Source organism: Veillonella sp. (assembly GCF_018364065.1).
GTDB lineage: Bacteria > Bacillota > Negativicutes > Veillonellales > Veillonellaceae > Veillonella_A.
Map to the genome: position 1 here is coordinate 184284 of NZ_JAGZMO010000002.1, position 21767 is coordinate 206050.

Sequence of the window (21767 nt, forward strand, 5' to 3'; positions counted from 1 at the left end):
CCGAATACTAAGCATAGAAATATCTATGCCTTTCACAGCGCCCTCAACGGTCCATTTAATAAGCTGCGTTCTGCGAAATCTCAGCCTTCTTCGCTCTCTGTAAGTGCACGTCCTATTTTTATCTCCGTCTCAACGGTTTAAAGGTCATATATAAAATTGTTCATCCCGTCTCTTTTTAATCAAGCAGATTCTCTTCTTTGTCAAAATTGTCTCTCTAAGACTCTCTTCTTTGTCAAAAATCTCTCTTCTTTATCAAACAGGTCTCTCTTTTTTGTCAATTCCCCACGTACATTTTAAGCGCTCTCTCTGTGCGCCCTCTATGTAGCTTTGTACATTAAGGTTGTATTAACTATAAACGGAAATCAATAAATTGTCAATACGTTTTTCGCTTTTTCTTGTAATTTTTTTAATAAAGTACCCCCGAATATCACTCCATCCCTTAAAACATGTGATGTTAGCGCCTCTCCTCTTCATTTCATCATATACTCATCTTATTTTCATGTGTGCATAAATTCTTATATACGCCACCAATACGGTGTTGTTATATAAAATCATGTACACCGGAGATGTATTTTTCAATTCGTTTCTATCTACCACTTCATAATCAAAATTGCCTATATCATCCTCTGTACGCGCATTATGAAATTAACTGATAAAGTCCAACTTGATTTTACGCCGTCACAATTGCCATTGGAATGCATAAAAAAAGGATTCCCCGCGCCGTTTTCAAATAATCGTATTTGAAAGCGGCCCGAAGGAACCCTTTTCTAAATCTACCTATTCAATTATGAGCATGCACTCTGTTGAATTACTACATTTTCGTGGCGTATTAGGTAAGCGAAATGTAAGATTAAGCCCCGATAAAACGTGTTAATTCTGCAGTACTGGTCATATGGCGCTTGTTAAGGCCCAATTCTTCAGGGCTGATGCCCAATGCAAGACCAATTAATTGGCTCATATGAATGATTGGCATATCTTTGTCGCTAGGCACATATTGCTTAGCTTCTTTCTGGAACATATCTAACTGCATCTGGCAAAGAGGACAAGGTGTTACTACACAGTCAGCCCCTTCTTTGGCAGCGTCAGCATTGATAGTACCGGTCATATGCATTACGGAATCGTGAGCCGGATAAACGGCATGGAAACCGCAGCAGTCAAGTTTACGAGAGAAGTCGATTGGTGTAGCACCGATCGCTTTGATTACGTCAGCAAGGCTGGTAGGAATTTGATAATCTTCAAAGCCCAATTCTTCTTGCGGACGAAGTAAGTGACAACCGTAGTATTCGGCAACGCGAAGACCACGTAATGGTTTTACTACTTTTGCCTTCAAGTTATCTAAGCCGTATTCGCGAATTAATACCCAAAGGAAGTGAGTTACATCGCTAGTGCCTTTATAGCGTAAGCCGGCCTGGCCTAAAATATTGTTAACACGAGCTTTTTGCACTTCATCGCGGTCCAATTCATTTTTGGCTTCTCGAAGCATTAATGTACAAGTGTTACATACAGTCATAAGCTCAACGCCCTGCTTTTCAGCCAAGGCAATATTGCGGGCATTCGTGGATAATGTTACTAATGGATCGATATCTTGTACATGTGATGCACCGCAGCAAGTCCAGCCTTCCAATTCTTCAATTTCAATGCCTAACTTTTTAGCAACCGCAACAGTGGCTATAAAATCTTCTTTGGCTGCTCCTTCAAGTACGCAACCAGGGAAAAATGCGTATTTCATTATTGTTCTGCCTCCTCTGCTGCTTTAATAATGGTGCGAACATCCTCGATGCCGTCTACAGGTTTGTGAGGCACAAGAAGATCCATAGGATTAATCTTACCATGAGCCCATAAACGCATTGCATAGAGACCCTGTTTTGCAGAATCCACTAAGCCGTCTGTCTTCAAGCTCATAGTTACTTCGTTCAAGCGGCCTGTTTTTTCCAAGTCCTGCTTGAAAGCAATCGCGTGGCGAGTACCTTTGTTAACAAGGCCTGCACGAGTTGCTGCAGCACGAAGTTCAGAAATATCTTTTGCAGGTTTTAAGTGTTTTGGACAACGGGAGATACAGTTCATACAATGAACGCATTTCCACAAGCCGTTTTCAAATGCAGGATTGATGTGAGCGCGAGGAGCCACGTCACGGGAGTCCTGTACAAAGCGGTTCGCTTTTGTATATACATATGGGTCGAGGAAGTCTTCCCGTTTAGCAGACAATTTATTACATTCAGACGCACAGCAACCGCAAAGGATACATTCTGTGTTCATAACGAATTTTTTGAAATCTGCAGGAGTCTGGCGAGCACCGTTGTCGCGATTGAATTCAGGTTTCATGAAAATCCAAGGTGCCACAGTTTTGAGGCGATTAACTTTAGATTCCCAATCCACAGCCAAGTCGCGAATTACGTCGAAGTTGCCGATAGGTGCAATTTCGATAGTGTCGCTGCCGAAACGTTCAGTGATTTCATCGATTTTGCTTTCGCAGCCGAGCATAGCCTGACCGTTAACTTTAATGGAGCAGGCACCACAAACCGCACTACGGCAAGCAGCGATGAAAGTCAAAGTTGGATCGATTGTATCTTTAATTTTCTGAAGGCCCCAAAGAATTGTACGGTCCGGTTCGTAATCAAAGGAATAGGTCTGTACATAGGCGCGGCCTTCATTGAAGCGATGAATTTTATAGGTAATCTGTCTCATCTTAGTACGTCCTTTCTTTTGGTTCGTAGCGGGTAATCACAACTTTGCTCTGACCCACTTCATACTCGCCGTCCTCTTTCAACGTTACAAGTGTATGATTCAAGAAGTTTGCATCATCACGTTTTGTATAGTCTTCACGAAGATGACTGCCACGGCTTTCCTTACGACGAATAGCGCCTAATGCTACCGCTTTGGCAACGGTTAACAAGCTGCCTACTTCAAGGTAATTTACGAAAGCCATATTGAACGTACGGTTGGAGTCACCGACATAGCACGTTTTGTATTCTTCAATTAAGCGGTTCAATGTTTCCAATGCCACTTCCATTTTCTTTTCTTCGCGGAAAATACCTACATTGTTCCACATGGAAAGAGCCATTTCATCGCGGATTTCAGCGATTGGACGACCGGATTTGCGGTTGGTAACTTCTGTGAAGCGAGCTTCCCAGTTAGCAGCTGCTTTTGCAAGAGCGTCCTTAGCGTCTTTCGCTTCATGGTTCTGTACGTAGTCAACTGCACCTTCACCGGCGATTTTACCGAATACTACCGCGTCAGCCAAGGAGTTACCGCCAAGACGGTTAGCGCCGTGTACAGATACGCAGGCAGCTTCACCGGCTGCGAATAAACCTGGGATTACAGTACCGCAAGTTTTATAGTCAGTTACATCAATACCGCCCATGGAGTAGTGACAAGTTGGACGAATTGGAATAGGTTGTTTCAATGGATCCGCATGTTCGAATGTGATTGCCAAGTCACGGATACCATGAAGTTTTTCAAGGATAACTTCTTTTGGTAAGTGACGAACGTCAGCTACTACATACGCATCAAGACCGGTACCGAAACCGCGGCCTTCCGCAATTTCAGTTTCAATGGCTTTCGCTACAACGTCGCGAGGTGCCAATTCCATTTTGCTTGGTGCATAGTCTTTCATAAAGCGTTCGCCCTTGTTATTCAACAAGTAACCGCCTTCACCACGAACCGCTTCGGACATAAGAATACCGCTCTTGCCGAGGCCTGTTGGGTGGAACTGAACCATTTCAGGGTCTTTCAATGCACAACCTGCACGGAAGCTGGCTGCCATGCCGTCACCTGTGGAAAGATAAGGGTTGGACGTACGAGTCCAATACATACGGCCTGCACCGCCTGTAGCGATAACTACTGCAGTAGCGGCGATTTGTTCTACGCGGCCTTCTTTCATGTTCCACGCAACAACACCGCCTACGGAGCCGTCATCAGCTTTAACGATGTCTAATAAGTACCAGTCTTGAAGGAAATGTACATTTTCTTTCAAGCATTGTTCGTAAAGAGTATGCAAAATTACATGGCCGGTTTTATCCGCACTGTAGCATGTACGAGGATATGCCTGGCCGCCGAAGTTACGTTGCGCAATCTTGCCTTCTTCTGTACGAGAGAATGGCACGCCGAAGTAGTCCAATTCACGAATACATTCAGGGCAACGGCTGATGAAGAATTCAACAGCATCCTGGTCTGCCAAGTAATCACTACCTTTGATGGTATCAAAGATATGATCTTCTACAGTGTCTTCTTTGGCTACGTTTTTAAGTGCACCGTTAATCCCGCCTTGGGCCATAGCTGTCGCTGAACGACTTGGGAAAATCTTTGTAATAAGAGCGACGCGTAAACCTTCTTGGTGTGCTGCGTACAGAGCTGCACGTTGGCCGGCTCCGCCACTGCCTATTACCAGAACATCAAATTGTTCCATACTTACCTCCTAAATTTGTACCTACTTCTATAGTCTTATTATTGATACGCATACCTACACGTACCAAGTCCATAGTTATTACCTAAATTATAGCGTTTTTACAAGGTTTTTGTCCAAAATATATTTTGCATAATAAGCACTCTTCTTCTTAATTGATAATCCTTCTCTTTTCGACTATTTAAGTTTTTAAGAGAAGGAAAAATGTACTTTATAACAAAACTTAATTATTCGGCTTAACTATTTGTTTTATTCAAGATATGCAGTCTTGATTTCTTTCATTTTATCAAATTATTGATAATGAGAGTTTTCTCATGAAGCAAAAAATAATTTTTAATGATTTTCCGAAAAAGTCTTTATTATATTCATTTTTTTCGTATTACTTTGCTTATTATGAATGAAAGTTACTTTGTTATCAAATTTTTATACCCTTTAGTTATCATTTCACATACAGTTCATTCCTCTCAGTTATACTTTCTTCACAATTTTAGTGATATAATAAAAACACATATAACGTTAATCAATATGCTTGTAATGCAAATACACCACTAAAGAGTACAACAATATAGTATATATTTTATTTTAAGGAGGAACATATGAAGGTTTTACTTGTAGAAGACGAAGAAATGCTAAATAACATTATTGCAAAACGTTTGCGTGTAGAGTCCATGACAGTGGACTGCTGCTACAACGGCGAACAGGTTTTGGACTATTTAAACACATCCAGCTATGACGTTGTAGTTATGGACGTAATGATGCCGAAGATGGACGGCTTTACCGTTGTAAAACATCTTCGCAATGAAGGCAACAAAACACCTGTATTATTCTTAACTGCTAAAGACGCGCTTCAAGACAAATTGAAAGGCTTCAACCTTGGCGGCGACGACTACCTGGTTAAACCGTTCGAATTCGAAGAATTGGTAGCCCGCATTTACGCATTGTCCCGTCGCAGCAACAACCATGCGCACAATGACCTCGTTGTTGGTCCTTTGACAATTAACAGCCGAAGCCACACAGCCACGTTGCAGGGTCATGAATTGACATTGACTGCCAAAGAGTTCGCATTGCTTTACTACTTGGCAAGTAATGCAAACATCGTACTTTCCAGACAACAAATCTTAGACCATGTTTGGGAATATGACTACGAAAGTTACTCCAATCTAATCGATGTATACATCAAAGATTTGCGTAAGAAGCTTGACGTAGCCAATGAATCAAAACTGATCCAGACCGTACGAGGCGTGGGCTATGTTTTCAAAGTCGAAGAATAATTCATCCGCACCTGATGGTGGAAGGCTCAAGACGCCCTCCATTTTATTAAAAGCATTTTTCAGCAAAGACGAGAACGGCAATTACTCCAATCCGTTCAAACGTCTGCCTTTATCCATTAAAATTACCGGTTGGTACTCTGTATTTCTATTACTCATGCTCCTCTTGTTGAGCGTGTTCATATTGCAATTTACACAGCTTTGGGAAGATTCGGAGATGCGCAGTACGCTGCAATCCCGCGTCATCAACACAGCCGATAATTTATCTCGCTTTCGTCCGTTCCAGGACGGCGTGTTCTCCGTAATTTATACGGAAAACGGCGTGGCCGTAAAAGGGGCCATTCCGGACGGGTTCCCGCCGGAAAGTATGCTGTCTCCTCATCACATTACGGAGATTACAGTACGTAACGCTACCTTCTATTATTACGATTCGCCGATTGGCGACCCGTCCTTCCATGGGTGGGTTCGTGGCGTATTGCCGGCCAGTTCCGTAAGCCGCACAACTAACGTGATGCTCATTTCTCTACTCTTAGGGGGCATGACCTTCCTCATTATCGGGGCCGTTGGCGGGTACTGGCTCATCAAACGCGGGCTTAGCCCGATTCGACAATTGACGCGCACCGCTTCCGATATCGGGGAGAAACGTGACTTGTCACAACGTTTGAAGCCACCGATTGAAACGTATGATGAAATCTCCTCGTTGGCTCGTACGTTCAACAGTATGTTGGACAGTTTGGAAAATTCATCCATACGCGAAAAGCAGTTCAGTTCCGACGTATCTCATGAGCTGCGCACACCGATTGCCGTTATTCAGGCGGAAAGTGATTACGGCCGTTCCTACATCAGTTCCGTAGACGAGGCGAAAGAAAGCTTCGAGCACATTTTCCAGCAAAGCCGCTTTATGACTGCTATGGTCACTCAGCTGCTGGATATCGCTCGTTTGGACAATATGGAAAGTATTAAAAAAGAATCATTGAACTTTTCCCAACTCGTGGAAGAAGTGGCCAAGAGTTACGTTCGCATCTGTCAGGAGCGAAATATCACTCTTACTACAGACATCCAATCGGATATCTCCCTGGTGGGCAATCTGCCGTTCTTAAAACGTGCCGTGGGCAACCTGGTGGACAATGCCATTAAATTCACGAAGGACACAATCAGTTTGTCCCTTACGCGGGATGAGGCTTCTATTAAAATATCGGTTACCGACAACGGTGCCGGTATCAGCCAAGACGATTTGGATAAAATTTGGAACCGCCTGTATCAAGTGGATCCGTCGCGAACCAAGAGTTCCGAACAAGGTCTTGGGTTGGGCCTCTACTTTGTACAGAATGTAATTAAATTACATGGCGGTAACGCCTATGCAATCAGTGAGCAAGGGAAATCTACAAGCTTTATTCTTGAATTTCCTTTAACCGATAATCAGTCGGACTGACAGGTTCGACTCGCGCCTCAACAGAAAGGTAGGACCTAATGTTTTTCCGTTTTAATCCCTTTAACGCGTCGTATAAAGAGAATATTGAGTTTCTAAAAAAGCGATTATATCGCTTACTGTTGGCCGGGCTGATTATTATTTTGACATGTGCCGCCGCCTATAGCGTGTACGACTATTACACAACTCAGGAGCATCTGCGCGTTGTGGCCGCTCGCACGGACATGGTGAAAGCACAGGCGAAAGCCAACAACTTAACGATTATCAGCGAAGATAAGATTAAGGAAATTGTGGCCTTAAATACGGGCGTTCCTTTGAAGGACCTCAAATTTAAGGAAATTGGACTTATTACATTCGATAACTTACCGGCTCCGCCTATGCCTATGTCATCGCACCCGGGTGATACTAATAATCCGGGCCAAGGGCCTAACGGACCGTTAAATCGTCAAATTCCTTCAGATAAAAACAGCGATTCATCACTGCCACCGATCCAGATGCCTCCGGAAATGAGGAATGACACTCGTCAAAATAGTGCCTCCAATGGTAGCGGTAAAAATATAGGTAGTGCTAATAACGAAAATGGTGCTACTAACCAAACCGGTAGCGAAGGTGGCGCTTCAGAGCCTTCTAACGATGGCAATTCATCGGGTGATGTGTCGCGTACGCCATTGCCGACCAATGGACGACCACCTATTCCGGAAAGCGATTTCAGCCGTACACCGCCACAAGAGTTGCGGAAGCATCCTCTGTATCATTTTTTTGCTAAAAGTGCAGGGCTTACTTACGAGTTAGTTATCGATGGTGTTAATAGACATATTATAAAGTCTAATGTATATTGATTATATAGGGCATTTTATAAAGCCTTTTATTTACTATATTTATAGCGATTTTCCGTTGTAAAAAAATAGTTTAAATTATTTTCTATTTTCATTTTCATTTCATCTTGATGCCGTATTATTGTACCATCAGATGAATGGTTATACCGAAACCCCATTCGGTATGCCTCTTATTATTGATTACAGGGAACCATATCAATCCCCGAGCTCTCCCTGTTCGGCTGATATGGGTAGTCAATTTTTTCATTTGATTAACACTAACACTCCCCTTACAAGAAAGACAGGAATCCATCCCCGGATTCCTGTTTTTCTTTTTATACAAATAGTTAGAGCTTATATAGAGGCTTAACTTACAAATAAAAAGTTCTTCTTTAAATCAATTTATGTTTTTCTCAAAAGATTAGTTTTTATTGAATTTGTTAAAAGTTTAAGTTAATTCAAATTTTAATGAGGTTTTATATATTCTATAGAATTATGCATCAAACTAATACGACGTATGTAAAAGTAATATCCTTAATTCGTCCCTTTTGTTTGCATTCTATAGAATCCGTGTAGTACAATGAGTTAAATTGATTATTAAAAAGGAGGTCTTTGCCATGGCCACGATTAACGAAAACTACTCTAACTTGCAAAATTCCTATTTATTCGCCAACATCGCCCGTAAAGTTGCGGACTATCAAGCGGAACATCCGGAGGCCGATATTATCCGCCTCGGCATCGGCGACGTAACATTGCCGCTGGCACCGGCTGTTATCGAAGCAATGCACAAAGCAGTTGACGAAATGGGACAACTTGAGACATTCCGCGGCTACGGTCCGGAACAAGGGTATGATTTCTTGCGTAAAGCTGTGGTAGAGCACGACTATAAAGCACGGGGCATCGATTTGGCCTTAGATGAAGTCTTCATCTCCGACGGCGCCAAATCCGACTGCGGTAACATTCAGGAACTATTCGGCACCGATAACGTAATTGCCATTACAGATCCTGTGTATCCCGTGTATTTGGACAGTAATGTTATGGCCGGCCGTTCCGGCAAATCGGTGGATGGTGTTTTCGAAAATGTAGTCTACTTGCCTACTCATGCGGAAAACAACTTCTCCCCTGACTTCCCTACACAGCCTGTCGATATGGTCTATATTTGTTGTCCAAACAATCCGACCGGTACCGTGATCAGCCGCGCCCGCCTAAAAGAATGGGTTGACTGGTGCCGCGATAATGATGCGATTCTACTCTTTGACTCGGCGTACGAAGCCTTCATCAGCAGCGAAGACACGGTTCATTCTATTTTCGAAATTGAAGGGGCACGCCAGGTAGCCATCGAGTTCCGTTCCTTCTCGAAAACCGCCGGCTTTACCGGCACTCGTTGTGCCTATACGGTTATTCCGAAGGATTTAACATTGAAAAATGCGGCCGGCGAAGATGTGTCCATCAATGCCATGTGGAACCGCCGTCAGTGCACTAAATTCAACGGTGTTCCTTACATTATTCAGCGTGCGGCAGAAGCCGTCTACACGCCGGAAGGGCAGAAGCAGATTAAAGAATCCATTGCCTATTACAAAGAAAACGCCCGCCTCATTCGCGAAGGCTTAAGCTCAATCGGTCTGACTGTATTCGGCGGCGTTGATGCACCTTATATTTGGCTTAAAGTACCGGCCGGTATGACCAGTTGGGAATTCTTCGACTTACTGCTCAAAAAGGTAAACATCGTAAGTACACCGGGCTCCGGCTTCGGCCCTTGCGGCGAAGGTTACTTGCGACTCACCTCCTTCGGCAGCCGCGAAAATACACTGCGCGCTATCGAACGCATTAAGTCTTTGAAATTCTAATAATTTAAAAATTCTAGTCATTTAAAAATTCCAGTTATTTAAAAATTACAGCTATTTAAAATTTTAGAATTTCAGTTTTCTTTTTCAAGTCTGTGTTTTGTACATATAACACTTAAATTTCATAACTCCTGTAAAATCCTTACACTAAAAAGAGCTTGAAGATTAATTCTTCAAGCTCTTTTTTATCTGTAAGAAGTAGATTTTACCCCTGGAGGACACGTTTTTCTACTTGCAGAATATACCTACTTATTTCACATAAAAAACCGCCATAAAATTATTTTATTTACCTGGAAAGCCTTGTTATGTACGGGCTTATCATGATATGATTTTAGTATTGTTCTAAATAAATCGATATATAAATACTGGGAATTAAACGAGGTAAGTATGTATACAGTAATAAAGAAATTAGAAATCAGTGCATCTCACCAGTTGAAGCTTACATATGAGAGCAAGTGCCAACGTCTTCACGGCCACAACTGGATTGTGCACATTTACGCACGCGCCGCGGAGCTCGACGAAAACGGCATGGTCATCGACTTCGGCCACATCAAGGAGCGCATCCACGGCCGTTTAGACCATCAGCATATCAACGATATTATGGGGCCAATTAATCCGACAGCGGAAAACATGGCGAAATGGATCGCTGATGAATTAGGCGAAAAATGTTTTAAAGTTGTTGTACAAGAGTCAGAAGGGAATGTAGCTATTTATGAACGTGATTGAGCTGTTCAGCTCCATCGAAGGTGAAGGCACCCGCCAGGGTTTCCCCTGCTCGTTCCTGCGCTTATATGACTGCAATCTGCGCTGTGTCTATTGCGACACCACGTACAGCTATGGTAAAGACGTAGATTACAAGATTATGAGCATTCCGCAAATTATCCGCACATTAGAAGGTTTTAAAAACCGTTATATCACTATCACCGGCGGCGAGCCCCTATTGCAAGCCGACGAAGTGAAAGCGCTCATTAAGACAATGAGCCGCGAAACGACGCCTTGGGGGCCTTACGAATTCAACATTGAAACGAACGGATCCATTTTGGCACCATTCCGCTACGACAATGTGTTCTACACATTCGACTACAAATGCCCTGATTCATTGGCGGAAGAAGATATGCATCCTAAACTATTGGAGAACCTTAAGAAACGTGACGTACTGAAATTCGTCGTTTCATCACACCGCGACTTGGATAAAATGCGCGATCTGGTACTTTCCAAGCAGCCAAAAGGACACATCTTCGTGTCTCCTGTATTCGGCAAAATCGATCCGAAAGACATCGTAAACTACTTGCTAGACAATGACCTGCAAAACATTCGCATCCAGTTGCAAATCCACAAGTTCATATGGGATCCTGATACTAAAGGGGTTTAACGAAAAAACGGCGTAGCCTAAGGGCTATGCCGTTTTATTTTACGCTGTAGTCACATGTTTGACACTGCGATAAGGTGTTTTCATTATTCTCCTTATGATAGGCTCCGGACCACCGGCAAATATTTTGCAAAATGGGAATGACCGATTGGCCTTTTTCAGTAAGCGAATACTCAACGCGCGGCGGAATTTCATCAAACTGCACACGCTGTATCATATCGTCCGCGATAAGCTCTTTTAAGGTTGTGGCTAACACCGCATCAGTTATATTACTCATTTCTTTGCGAATCGAGCTATAGCGTAGAGTTCCTTTTTCATTGAGAACGCAAATAACGCGAGACTTCCATTTACCGCCAAACACCGTGAGTCCGTATTCCAAAGGGCACCGAATATCTTTTTCCAATTTTGGCTTGTACATCTGAATCAATCCTTTCTATGCATTTTATTATAATGAATCCCCTGCCGGCGCTCAAGTTACTATGAAATTTATTAGTTACTCATTAATTTGCTTATATCTTTTCAAAGAGAAGTCCACCTACTATAATGAAACCAAGCTCAAATCGAGAAACATCAAACTATACATCCCGATTGAGCGTATAAACATCACATATATGCTTGCAAGCTCAGATGTTTCACTAAGGGTCAATTACATATTTATTGATCATTTCATTCCACATTTTATTACATACCAATCATATACAATCTTTTAATCGTAATAAAAAAATAACCGTAGGAGGCTATCATAATGAGTGTAAAAGCGTATTTAGAAATTACCATGACTATTGATGAATCCAATCGTCCGGCTGCTGCCAAAGTGTATACGGACTATCGTAAACCATTCCTCGACACAATTGAAGGGGCTTTAACAAAAGACCTTTTAATCCGTGACGAAGACGTACAAGTTTTACATGGTTTTGACAGCGTTGAACATGCACAAGCTTATTTACAGAGCGCTTTATTCCAAAACGACGTGTTTACAGGTTTAAAACCACTTTGGAGCGCTGATCCTGACGTAAAAATCTACGCCGTAGCATAAGAACGGTTCAATGTAAATTCTATTATATATAACAGAATATGATGTAACGTCTATTTTGTAACAGCTACATCATACACTGTCATATACATAGCGTAATATAACATTCAACCCGTGTTATATTGCTTGGTACATATTTCTTCATACCATGCGTACCAAAAGGGCTATAACCGCAGGAGCCCCCTCTTGCCGTTATAGCCCTTTATGCATATCTCAATATGCCTCCTGCTTACTGATGATTACTTACGCATACGAACTTACGCATAAGAAAAACGCTCTATAACTTACTTATAGAGCGCTTTATTGAATTACCCGAAATTAAAATCAGAGCATTTCGTTAAATGGTTTTTGATAACTCCGTCTGAAAAGTTTAGGCGGTTTTAAATAACTATTTCTGTGAGTTGTTAGAAAACTCTTCAATTATTTCTCCTATAATTTGCTTTGGAGCGCGGCTACCAGGTTATCCACCGCCTGTTTTACTAACGCAGGATCTGTAGCTAAATTAAGTCGGATAAAGCCTTTATACTTATCGCCGAATTGTTCACCATAGTCAACAGCTAACCGGCACTGGTTAACTACGAAATCACTCACGTTTTCGGTACCGATATATGGGCGTAAGTCTAACATAACTAAATATGTGCCGTCCAAATCAGTAACAATAACATTTGACACTTCTTTTTGAAGACGTTCTTTTAGATAATGCAAATTTTCACGAATAACATGCAGTAAAGCATCCAACCATTCATCACCATGTGTATAGGCAGCCTGCACAGCTTCCATGGCAAGCACGTTTAATTCAGTGCGGTTCATACCACGAGCGAACAAATCATACTGAGCGCGTAGTTTTTCATCAGTAATAATAATATGAGAGTGAATCAAGGCCGCCAAGTTAAATGTTTTGGATGCAGCATTCAACGTCACTACTATATCACGATATTTGCCGTCTTTAACTACAGCTGCAGGAATGAATTTACGAGTTTCATCAATAACGAAGTCTTGATGAATTTCATCGCTCACTACGATAACCCCGTGTTTTTTGCAGATGCCTAAGACGGTGTCCAATTCCTCTTCCGTCCAAACACGACCGGCCGGATTATGTGGGGAACACTGAATAAACAATTTCACATCGTTTTCTACGATAGCCTTTTCAATCGCTTCGTAGTTCATAGTAAAGTGACCATTTTGATCGTTGTAATCCAAGTCAACTTTTACTAGTTTTCGGTCATTATACGTTACTACGTTATGGAATGGATAATATACCGGTGTAAGGATTAGGCACGCATCCTGAGGTTTAGTAAATGCCCAGATAGACCAGGCAATGGCAGTCACACAACCGGTACAGAAGCGAACCCACTCTTTTTTTACAGGGAAATTATAGCGTGTTTCCATCCAATTGGACAATGCATCATAATATTCAGGCCAATCATTGGAGTAACCGAATACGCCGGCTTGCGCGCGTTTCACAATGGCGTCAATAACAGGTTCCGGTGTTTTAAATTCCATATCCGCAATCCACATGGAAACTAAATCTTCACGGCCATATTTGCTTTTTAAAGAATCCCATTTCATGCATCTTGAGTTGTGACGATCCACTAAATATCGATTTAAAAATTCTGTCGTTTTCATATTATCAACCTTTCTATACCAACCTTTAATCCCTAAACTAATATGATTTTTAGTTTTTCATTTTATTCCACGATTTACTATGCCTGTTCATGTTCAACAACTACAGGTTCATCTTTTTGTTTGCTGCCGCAAAATTGAATTACTAAAATACCGATAGCAATAATGATGAATGGATAGTAGGAATATCGTAATATGTCCAAGTAATTAACACCACCATATTGTTGCACCAGCAAAATGCTGCTGTCGTATGGAATTACCGGCAAAATGGAGCTGGAGAATAAGCTCATATAGCCTGCAATTTTCTTAGGCGAAATGGATTCATATTTTTTAGCCAATTCTTTTACAATCGGTGCCGTAATAATAACAGCTACTGTATTATTCAATGTAGAACCTGCAATCATTGTGGAAACCAAGGAGATCAAGTATTCGCAACTCTTGGCTCCGGAAATTTTCTTGGTCAACACATTTAGAAGCCAATTGATACCTCCATAATACTCGATTAATTGAATTAAACCCGATACAAGGCTGGCAAATACAACGAGGAAGAACATGAATTCCATGCCTTGGCCGATAGCTTTCGTCCATTCGAAGAACCCAATACTGCCCGTAGCAAATCCGATAAGACCGGTAGATAAAATACCTAGCAGCAATGTAATAATTACACTAACACCGAACATGGCAATAACGATTACGATTAAATAAGGAATGATATGTAGCAAGCTGTACTCACCGGCTGTAGGAGCTGCCGCTACTTGTGCGCCACTACTTTCCAAAGCATATAGTACGATAGTAATAATGATGGCCGGCAGGCAAATCAACATATTTCGCTTTGCTACTTCACGAATCGTACCGCCGACGCCTTCTACGGCACAAATCAATGTACTGGAAATAAAAGCTACCGCATCACCGAAATACGCCCCTGCAATTGCAGCCGCACCGGTCATGGCCAAGTTCAGCCCTGCCCCTTCAGCCATGGCAATAGCTACCGGAATAATGGCTACCTGTGTGCCCAAGGAAGTGCCTGTACAAGTGGAAATCAAGCAAGCGATTAAAAATACGCCGGGTACTAAAAACTGTGTAGGAATCAGATCAATCCCCATATTTACAATAGAGCTCTGCGCGCCCATAGCAGTAGCCGCCGCCTGGAAACCACCGGCTAACAGTACAACCAAGCTGAGCATCATAATCCCTTGACGACCGGCACCGCGAGAGTATTCAGCCACCTTTTCACTCAATGTAATATTTCGTGCATAACAGAGTAACGCAATGGCAATGGCTAACATAATAGCCACGTAGCGAGGTATTTGTTCAAACGATTGCGCCACGCCTTGAATCGTAAAAAATACACCGCTTCCAATGTAAACCAGTAAAAATATAAGTAACGGTAGTAATGCCTTGCCTTTATAGTCCTTTACGTTAGGATTTGTTCCCATAGTCCACCTCATATAACATCATAAAAATGTATTCCCTTAACTAGCTTATGTTGTGCCACTCTATTTGCTAATCCCCTATACATATCCTTGATTAACAGCTTAATGGCATATTTTTATTTCTTCACTTTGCAATTATTTGCCCGAATGATATAACGCATTAACCTATATGACGTTTCTTAGCCTGTATATTTTTCAGTATGCTTATTATTTACCGCATCACAGATACGATAGAGCCCTTCTTCCACAAGCTTCTTAGGACAAGCCAAGTTCAATCGAATAAAGCCGTCGGAATTCTGAACAAACATGTTACCGCCTTCCAAAAGAACGCCTGCTTTATTAGCGAAGAATAATGGCAAATGTTCATCCGGTTCGAAGTAAGCACTCAGATCAACCCAAGCCAAGTAAGTAGCTTCCGAGACTCTATATTTTGCTTTTGGTAAATGTTCTTTCAAATATTCACCTACGAGCTTGAAGTTTTCATCCAAATATGCCTGCAATTCTGTAAGCCATGGTTCCCCTTCTTCATAAGCGGATTGTGCTGCGGCAATGCTCAACGGATTATCAAAGTTGTAGTGACGACTCAACCAGATATTGCGAAGCTCTTCATTGCGAATAATCACATTAGAGATCATTAACCCCGCCATATTGAATGTCTTACTTGGCGCCATGGCTGTAACAAGACGTTCATAGGTCGGCATTACTTTTCCCAGCGGAATATGTTTTAATCCGGAGCGCAATAAGTCACAGTGGATTTCATCAGAAATGACCCATAAATTATGCTTTTCAATTATGGCCGCCATCTTTTCCAATTCGTCCTGTTTCCATACACGACCGCTTGGATTATGAGGATTGCAGAGGATAAATAAAGTTGTTTTTGGATCTGCCGCCTTACGTTCTAAATCTTCAAAGTCGATGCTGTAATAACCGTCATCATTCTTTAAGTTGGAATATACTGATTCGCGTGAGTTAAAATCAGCTGCATATTTAAAGTATGCATAAGAAGGTGTGAGGAATAATACCTTTTCGTCTTCTTCGCAAATGTAATTTACCAATTCATACAAGGCCGGAATAATGCCATTTGACATAACCAGATCTTTCTTCTCGAATTCCCAGTCATATCTGCGTTTACACCAGGAAAGCAGCGCTTCATAATAGCTGTTTTCAAAAACACGAGTATAACCGAAGATGCGTTTATCCAGTCTTCGTTTAATTCCATCAATAACTACGTCCGGTGTAGCAAACTCCATATCAGCCACCCACATGCGGATAAATTCTTCGTCTTTATACGGAAATACCATGGTTCCATCATCATGGAAAATGTACTCCCTAAACCCATCCGTATTCATTGCATTTGTATGCGTACGATCAATAATTTCGTCAAAATTATACATGACTTTCACCCTTTCTTTGATACATCATTCATTACTTAACTGTATTTTAAGTATTACTCAAATGAATGTCAAAAAGCCTATTTTGTCATGTAAATAAAATTTTATACAAATTTTTATCTCCATAATAGAAAAAGTAGGTCTAAATCATGTTATAATTAAGAAGAGTTAAAATTTTATTATTTACATATGGTTTTTATATTTATAGGAAAAAAGCTATGAACATTGGAAGCGAAATTGGAAAAATCATCCGTTTAGAGCGCAAGAAACGGTCTCTAACATTAGAGTCACTGTCCAAACAAATTAACAAGAGCACGTCCACCTTGGCAAAATACGAAAAAGGGGAAATCACCATAGATATTGCCACCTTATATGACATTGCCAATGCATTACATATAAACATCGAGCATTTATTAGTGCCTCAACAACGAACCATAAACATGGCTGACGCTAAAATTCCTACATTCTTTTCCGGTCTGTCTCATTTTTATGGCTATATTTACGATGGCCGTGTGAACGCCATTATCCGCTGCGTATTTGATATTATTGAACAGCTGGAGCCGAATAAGTTTAAATTAATTATGTATATGAATTTTAAAAGCTTTGACCATTACCAAGCGGCCGAAAACATTTACGATGGCGATATTGAGCACTTTGACGCCCTCACACATATTGCCCTGACCAACCGCCATATGCCGATGGAAAAAGCTAGCGCCCAAGTACTGGCCTCTCAATTAGAAGCGGATACAAAACTTGGGCTGTTTAACGGCTTCTCCACACGGCCTATGATGCCTATTGCCACCAAAATATTACTGGCTCGTAAACGCCTAGACGAGAACGAAGACCTCATCAACCAATTGAAAATTTCCCGCGATGACATAAAACTTTATCGCCTCTACAATATGCTCATTGCCATTTAATGGCTTAACAACGTAAAAAGACTGCAATAATTACGGAATATTCCGCAGTTATTGCAGTCTTTATTGCTTACATTATCTCTAATTATGGATATTGTTTATATTATCTTTGATTGTAGAAGTAAATCATCTTTGTCTGATCCGGGCTAACGAGTACGCCGGTCATGACTTGATGGTCAGGTACGCCGCCTACGTTAAATACGTAAAGGGTGTAATCGTCAGGGATTTGTACGGAGTTGAATTCATAGGAATAGTAGCCCAATAATTGTCTCTGCAATTTCTTGTTTTCCCTGTCGGACAGGAGCATTGGTTTACCCGCAGCCTGTGCAGCCATGGCTTTAGAGTCGTTCATTAAGCCCGGTACAAATTCAGGTACTGTGCCTAAATTTTTAAGTGTATCAGTGCGTCTGATATCGTAGTCCAGAAGTAGCTGGCGAGCGCTGAGCGCATAGTCCATGTTGGAATCGCTTTCCAGTTGCACATAAACATTGCGGCTGTCTTTGATGGTCATTGTATCAATGGCCAAGCGTTTCGCTTCCGCTAAATACGGTGCCATTTCTTCCTTAGTGCCGCTGAAGCTGACCTGGCCCACTGCACCGGCTTTTAGAAATTGCGGTACGTAGTAGATTTGAGCGTCTTTGGCAAAGCTTGGAATTTCCTTAGGGAATCCGTCGTAATGCGGCATCTTCCCGTAGTCTTTCGGATTATTCATAGGGAATAATATTTTCAACGTAACTTCTTTATATTGAGACGAGCGAGGATATGTTAAATTGACATCCACATGGTTCACAGGCAACTCATAGGCTTTAATCGTCCGTTCCATAGCGCCACGTTCCGGTGTTTCCGCCATCATATTCGGCACGCCCTGCAAACTGAAAGTACGTTCATTAATATTGGCAAAATTTGCCTCCGACGGTGTCATATGTTCTGCAGCCGATGCGGATCCTACTACGGCAGCACTCAAAAACAAACCGGCGCCTAACACCGCTACTTTTAATCGTTTATAATTCATACGACCAGCTCCTTTTAACACAACTATTAAACACGGTTTATTAAAACACAGTTCAATAACACAAAAAGAGACAACAATGGCGTTCAACATTGCAACGCCTTGTTGTCTCTTATTATACTACACCTTAATTTTAGTGTAATCTGCAAACGACATGACTTTGAAACGTTAGACGCTTACAAATTGCGCTACAACTTAATTAGTGTATGTTCACCTTACATTTTCCTCTACGGTGTAGAAATTATTTTTCGTCTACATTATAGAAACCGCTAGGTTTTTCACTAAGGTTGATGATGATATTTTTCTTCTGGCTGTAGTGATCAAGAATTACCTTGTGAGTTTCACGGCCGATACCGGACTGTTTTACGCCGCCGAATGGAGCGCCTGCAGGGATCTGGTTATAGCAGTTAACCCACATACGACCGGTTTCAACGCCTTCAGCAACGCGAAGGGCACGGTTGATGTCGCGAGTCCATACACCGCCGCCAAGACCGTATTCACTGTCGTTAGCCATAGCGATAACTTCTTCTTCCGTATGGAAAGGAATAACAACGGCAACAGGTCCGAAGATTTCTTCCTGAGCAACACGCATTTCGTTTTTAACGTCAACGATCAATGTAGGACGAACGAAGCAACCTTTACCCAAGTTGCCTTCAGTAAGACGTTCGCCACCGGCTAAGATGCGAGCACCTTCCGATTTAGCGATGTCCACATATTGAAGCACTTTCTTAGTCTGACCTTCATAAATCTGAGCGCCCAACTGTGTATCTTCTTCCCAAGGAAGACCCACTTTTACTTGATTGAAATGTTCAGCTAAGCTGCTGATGAATTTATCGTAAATAGTATCTTGTACGAAGATACGGGAACCGGCACAGCATACCTGGCCTTGGTTGAACAGAATACCTAATAAGGCACCGTCCATAGCCATGTCCCATTTAGCGTCTTCGAAGAAGATGTTAGCCGATTTACCGCCTAATTCCAATGTAGCAGGAATCAATTTTTCAGCGGCCGCTTTATATACGCTAAGGCCTACATCGGTAGAACCGGTGAATGCCAATTTGTTGAAGCCCGGATGGTCAAGGATGTATTGACCGGATTTGGAACCTTTACCGGTAACAATGTTTACAACGCCGGCAGGTAAAATGTCTTTAAGAATGTCGCCTAATTCGAGCAAGCTTAAGGACGTATGGCTGGAAGGTTTAATAACAACTGTACAGCCTGCAGCCAAAGCCGGAGCCAATTTCCACGCTGCCATAAGGAATGGGAAGTTCCAAGGTACGATCTGACCTACAACGCCGATTGGTTCGTTTAAAATCAAGGACAATGTGTTGTTGTCGAGCTGAGTAGCACTGCCTTCTTCGGCACGAATTACACCTGCGAAATAACGGAAATGATCAATAGCATATGGCACGTCAATGTTACGTGTTTCGCGAATTGGTTTACCATTATCGTATGTTTCAACTTGTGCGAAATGTTCCAATTTAGCTTCCAACGCATCAGCAATTTTTAATAAATAGGAAGAACGTTCCTGAACAGTCGTTTTCTTCCAAGTTTTGAATGCTTCAGTAGCAGCTGCTACTGCTGCGTCAACATCTTCCTTCGTAGCTTCCGCACATTGTGCAAGTACTTCACCGTTGGAAGGGTTGTACGCTTTATACAAACCGTTATCGCTGGCTGGGCGCCATTCGTTGTTAATCAACAAGCCATAAGTTTCTTTTAATTGTAAATCCATATTTCATTCCTCCTCTAAAAAGAATCAGGTGTATATCTACTCGTTACAATGTGAGTTTATATGAATTATCGTTTTATTCAGATATACGTCCTTATGCAAATAGGAAATCAAATATTAGTAGGTACAGTTTCCATCCCACCTTTTTCACAATCGGTTCGAAGTTTTTCTATATCCTATGGTTTGAGTATACGCTTTTCGTTAAACTTTATCAATACATTTATCGAAAATTTTCTATATGTATGCCAAATCGGTATAGTCTAAAATCAAAAAAGCACCATTAACAGAGCGTGTATCTACTGTTAATAGTGCTTTCTTTTGTTTTTGTCTTTTCCATTAGTACGCGGACTGTACCTTGTATAACATCATTGTTACAGACAACATAAATTGATTATATTCTCTCTTTTATTTTGGGTCATTTACTATCCCGGAGGTTTGAGTTTAAGTCATAAATCCCAAAAAACGTACCCGCCGGGACGATTATGTCCAATGAAAGTCTTACGCTTCTTCATCCAATAATGGAATCAGTGCGCCATAGCCTTCTTTTTCCATATCTTCTTCTTTTACGAAGCGAAGAGCCTTACTGTTGATGCAATAACGCAAGCCGCCCATGTCGGCTTTGCCATCCGGGAACACATGACCCAAGTGGGAATCGCCGTGAGCACTGCGTACTTCGACGCGCTCACGAGCCAGCTTATGATCTACTTCATAGGTAACCGCATTGGCTGTAATCGGACGGGAGAACGCAGGCCAACCGCAACCAGAGTTATATTTATGGGCCGACAAGAACAAAGGCTCGCCGGACACGATGTCCACGTAAATACCTCGTTCAAAATGATCGTCATATTCGCCGGTAAACGGAGCTTCCGTTGCCTCGTTCTGCGTGATTTCATAGGCATCATCACCGATACGGTCGCGCAACGCATCCGCTTCTTCGCGCACATAAGGCGGCACGTTGAAGAGCGGTTCATCGGCCTTAGTCAATTTTACATGACAATAACCGGTCGGATTTTTATCCAAATAGTCCTGATGATACGTTTCCGCATCAAAGAACTGTTCCAATGGAAGGAGCTCAACCACGAAGGTACCGTTCGGATCCACCGCTTTGAATAATCGTTCTACACGCGCTTTATCCGCCGGATCAACATAGTAAACACCGGTACGATATTGTGTGCCCACATCGCCGCCTTGCTTATTTAACGAACGTGGATCGATAATGCGCAACAGATGAAGGATTACTTCTTCCAGTGAGATTTGATGTTTATCGAAAACGAGCTTTACCGTCTCCGCATGGCCTGTATTTTCATAACATACCTGCTCATACGTCGGATTCGCGGTCTTTCCGTTGGCATAACCAACTTCCGTCTCCATAATACCGGGCACTCGTTTAAAATACGCTTCTACCCCCCAAAAACAACCACCGGCCACATAAATTGTATGCGGACTTTGAATTACTGATGCAATCTGCATAGACTGTCACATCCTCTCTCTCAATTATTACCGCG

At 42.0% G+C, this 21767-nt stretch carries 18 protein-coding genes; 8 read left to right on the forward strand and 10 right to left on the reverse strand.

Translation table 11 applies throughout. The features are described 5' to 3' along the window. Positions 1-850: 850 nt before the first annotated feature. From KHZ77_RS02750 to KHZ77_RS02760, 3 genes are read right to left on the reverse strand one after another with little or no spacing between them, the layout of a single operon-like run. On the reverse strand, positions 851-1729 hold the full coding sequence (locus tag KHZ77_RS02750) for a CoB--CoM heterodisulfide reductase iron-sulfur subunit B family protein (protein WP_295195494.1): 879 nt from the start codon (positions 1727-1729) through the stop codon (positions 851-853). Then, the gene (locus KHZ77_RS02755; protein WP_295195496.1) at positions 1729-2685 is read right to left on the reverse strand and encodes a succinate dehydrogenase/fumarate reductase iron-sulfur subunit; all 957 of its coding nucleotides are present in this window, start codon (positions 2683-2685) and stop codon (positions 1729-1731) included. The genes KHZ77_RS02750 and KHZ77_RS02755 overlap by 1 nt, the downstream gene beginning before the upstream one ends. Position 2686: 1 nt before the next feature. After that, positions 2687-4405 carry an FAD-binding protein gene (locus KHZ77_RS02760; RefSeq protein ID WP_295195498.1) on the reverse strand — a complete coding sequence of 573 codons (1719 nt, stop codon included), beginning with the start codon at positions 4403-4405 and terminating at the stop codon, positions 2687-2689. 593 nt (positions 4406-4998) lie between these two features. Between KHZ77_RS02760 and KHZ77_RS02765 the strand changes: the two genes are divergently transcribed. From KHZ77_RS02765 to KHZ77_RS02790, 6 genes are all read left to right on the forward strand, one after another. Continuing rightward, positions 4999-5673 carry a response regulator transcription factor gene (locus KHZ77_RS02765; protein WP_295195501.1) on the forward strand — a complete coding sequence of 225 codons (675 nt, stop codon included), beginning with the start codon at positions 4999-5001 and terminating at the stop codon, positions 5671-5673. Continuing rightward, complete coding sequence (locus KHZ77_RS02770; protein WP_295195503.1) at positions 5651-7102, forward strand: HAMP domain-containing sensor histidine kinase; 1452 nt, start codon at positions 5651-5653, stop codon at positions 7100-7102. Before KHZ77_RS02765 ends, KHZ77_RS02770 begins: the two co-directional genes overlap by 23 nt. A 38-nt stretch (positions 7103-7140) precedes the next feature. After that, complete coding sequence (locus KHZ77_RS02775) at positions 7141-7938, forward strand: hypothetical protein (protein WP_295195505.1); 798 nt, start codon at positions 7141-7143, stop codon at positions 7936-7938. A gap of 593 nt (positions 7939-8531) precedes the next feature. After that, a complete protein-coding gene (locus KHZ77_RS02780) occupies positions 8532-9761 on the forward strand; it encodes an LL-diaminopimelate aminotransferase (protein WP_295195507.1) in 1230 nt (409 codons plus the stop codon). Positions 9762-10145: 384 nt separating this feature from the next. Continuing rightward, positions 10146-10484, forward strand: a complete 339-nt coding sequence (queD, locus tag KHZ77_RS02785) for a 6-carboxytetrahydropterin synthase QueD (RefSeq protein WP_295195509.1) — start codon at positions 10146-10148, stop codon at positions 10482-10484. Continuing rightward, a complete protein-coding gene (locus KHZ77_RS02790; protein WP_295195510.1) occupies positions 10471-11130 on the forward strand; it encodes a radical SAM protein in 660 nt (219 codons plus the stop codon). The genes queD and KHZ77_RS02790 overlap by 14 nt, the downstream gene beginning before the upstream one ends. 34 nt (positions 11131-11164) lie before the next feature. On the opposite strand, the gene KHZ77_RS02795 is transcribed toward KHZ77_RS02790, so the two are convergent. After that, positions 11165-11545 carry a helix-turn-helix domain-containing protein gene (locus KHZ77_RS02795; protein ID WP_295195513.1) on the reverse strand — a complete coding sequence of 127 codons (381 nt, stop codon included), beginning with the start codon at positions 11543-11545 and terminating at the stop codon, positions 11165-11167. Positions 11546-11872: 327 nt separating this feature from the next. Here KHZ77_RS02795 and KHZ77_RS02800 point away from each other — a divergent pair, with 327 nt between their 5' ends. Further along, entirely contained in the window at positions 11873-12163 is a 291-nt protein-coding gene (locus KHZ77_RS02800) for a hypothetical protein (protein WP_295195515.1), read from the forward strand. A gap of 426 nt (positions 12164-12589) precedes the next feature. On the opposite strand, the gene KHZ77_RS02805 is transcribed toward KHZ77_RS02800, so the two are convergent. The 3 genes from KHZ77_RS02805 to KHZ77_RS02815 form a co-directional block, all read right to left on the reverse strand. Continuing rightward, positions 12590-13786 carry a MalY/PatB family protein gene (locus KHZ77_RS02805; protein ID WP_295195516.1) on the reverse strand — a complete coding sequence of 399 codons (1197 nt, stop codon included), beginning with the start codon at positions 13784-13786 and terminating at the stop codon, positions 12590-12592. A gap of 77 nt (positions 13787-13863) precedes the next feature. Continuing rightward, entirely contained in the window at positions 13864-15219 is a 1356-nt protein-coding gene (locus KHZ77_RS02810) for a Na+/H+ antiporter NhaC family protein (RefSeq protein ID WP_295195518.1), read from the reverse strand. A gap of 176 nt (positions 15220-15395) precedes the next feature. Beyond that, a complete protein-coding gene (locus KHZ77_RS02815; RefSeq protein WP_295195520.1) occupies positions 15396-16610 on the reverse strand; it encodes a PatB family C-S lyase in 1215 nt (404 codons plus the stop codon). 215 nt (positions 16611-16825) lie between these two features. Between KHZ77_RS02815 and KHZ77_RS02820 the strand changes: the two genes are divergently transcribed. Further along, positions 16826-17527, forward strand: a complete 702-nt coding sequence (locus KHZ77_RS02820; RefSeq protein ID WP_295195522.1) for a helix-turn-helix transcriptional regulator — start codon at positions 16826-16828, stop codon at positions 17525-17527. Between the two features lie 100 nt (positions 17528-17627). On the opposite strand, the gene KHZ77_RS02825 is transcribed toward KHZ77_RS02820, so the two are convergent. The 3 genes from KHZ77_RS02825 to msrA form a co-directional block, all read right to left on the reverse strand. Then, positions 17628-18536 (reverse strand): hypothetical protein, encoded by a 909-nt coding sequence (locus KHZ77_RS02825; RefSeq protein WP_295195524.1) that lies wholly within the window; start codon positions 18534-18536, stop codon positions 17628-17630. A 238-nt stretch (positions 18537-18774) separates the two neighbouring features. Further along, positions 18775-20265 (reverse strand): aldehyde dehydrogenase family protein, encoded by a 1491-nt coding sequence (locus tag KHZ77_RS02830; RefSeq protein WP_295195525.1) that lies wholly within the window; start codon positions 20263-20265, stop codon positions 18775-18777. A 495-nt stretch (positions 20266-20760) separates the two neighbouring features. Further along, complete coding sequence (msrA, locus tag KHZ77_RS02835; protein WP_295195527.1) at positions 20761-21732, reverse strand: peptide-methionine (S)-S-oxide reductase MsrA; 972 nt, start codon at positions 21730-21732, stop codon at positions 20761-20763. Positions 21733-21767: the final 35 nt, after the last annotated feature.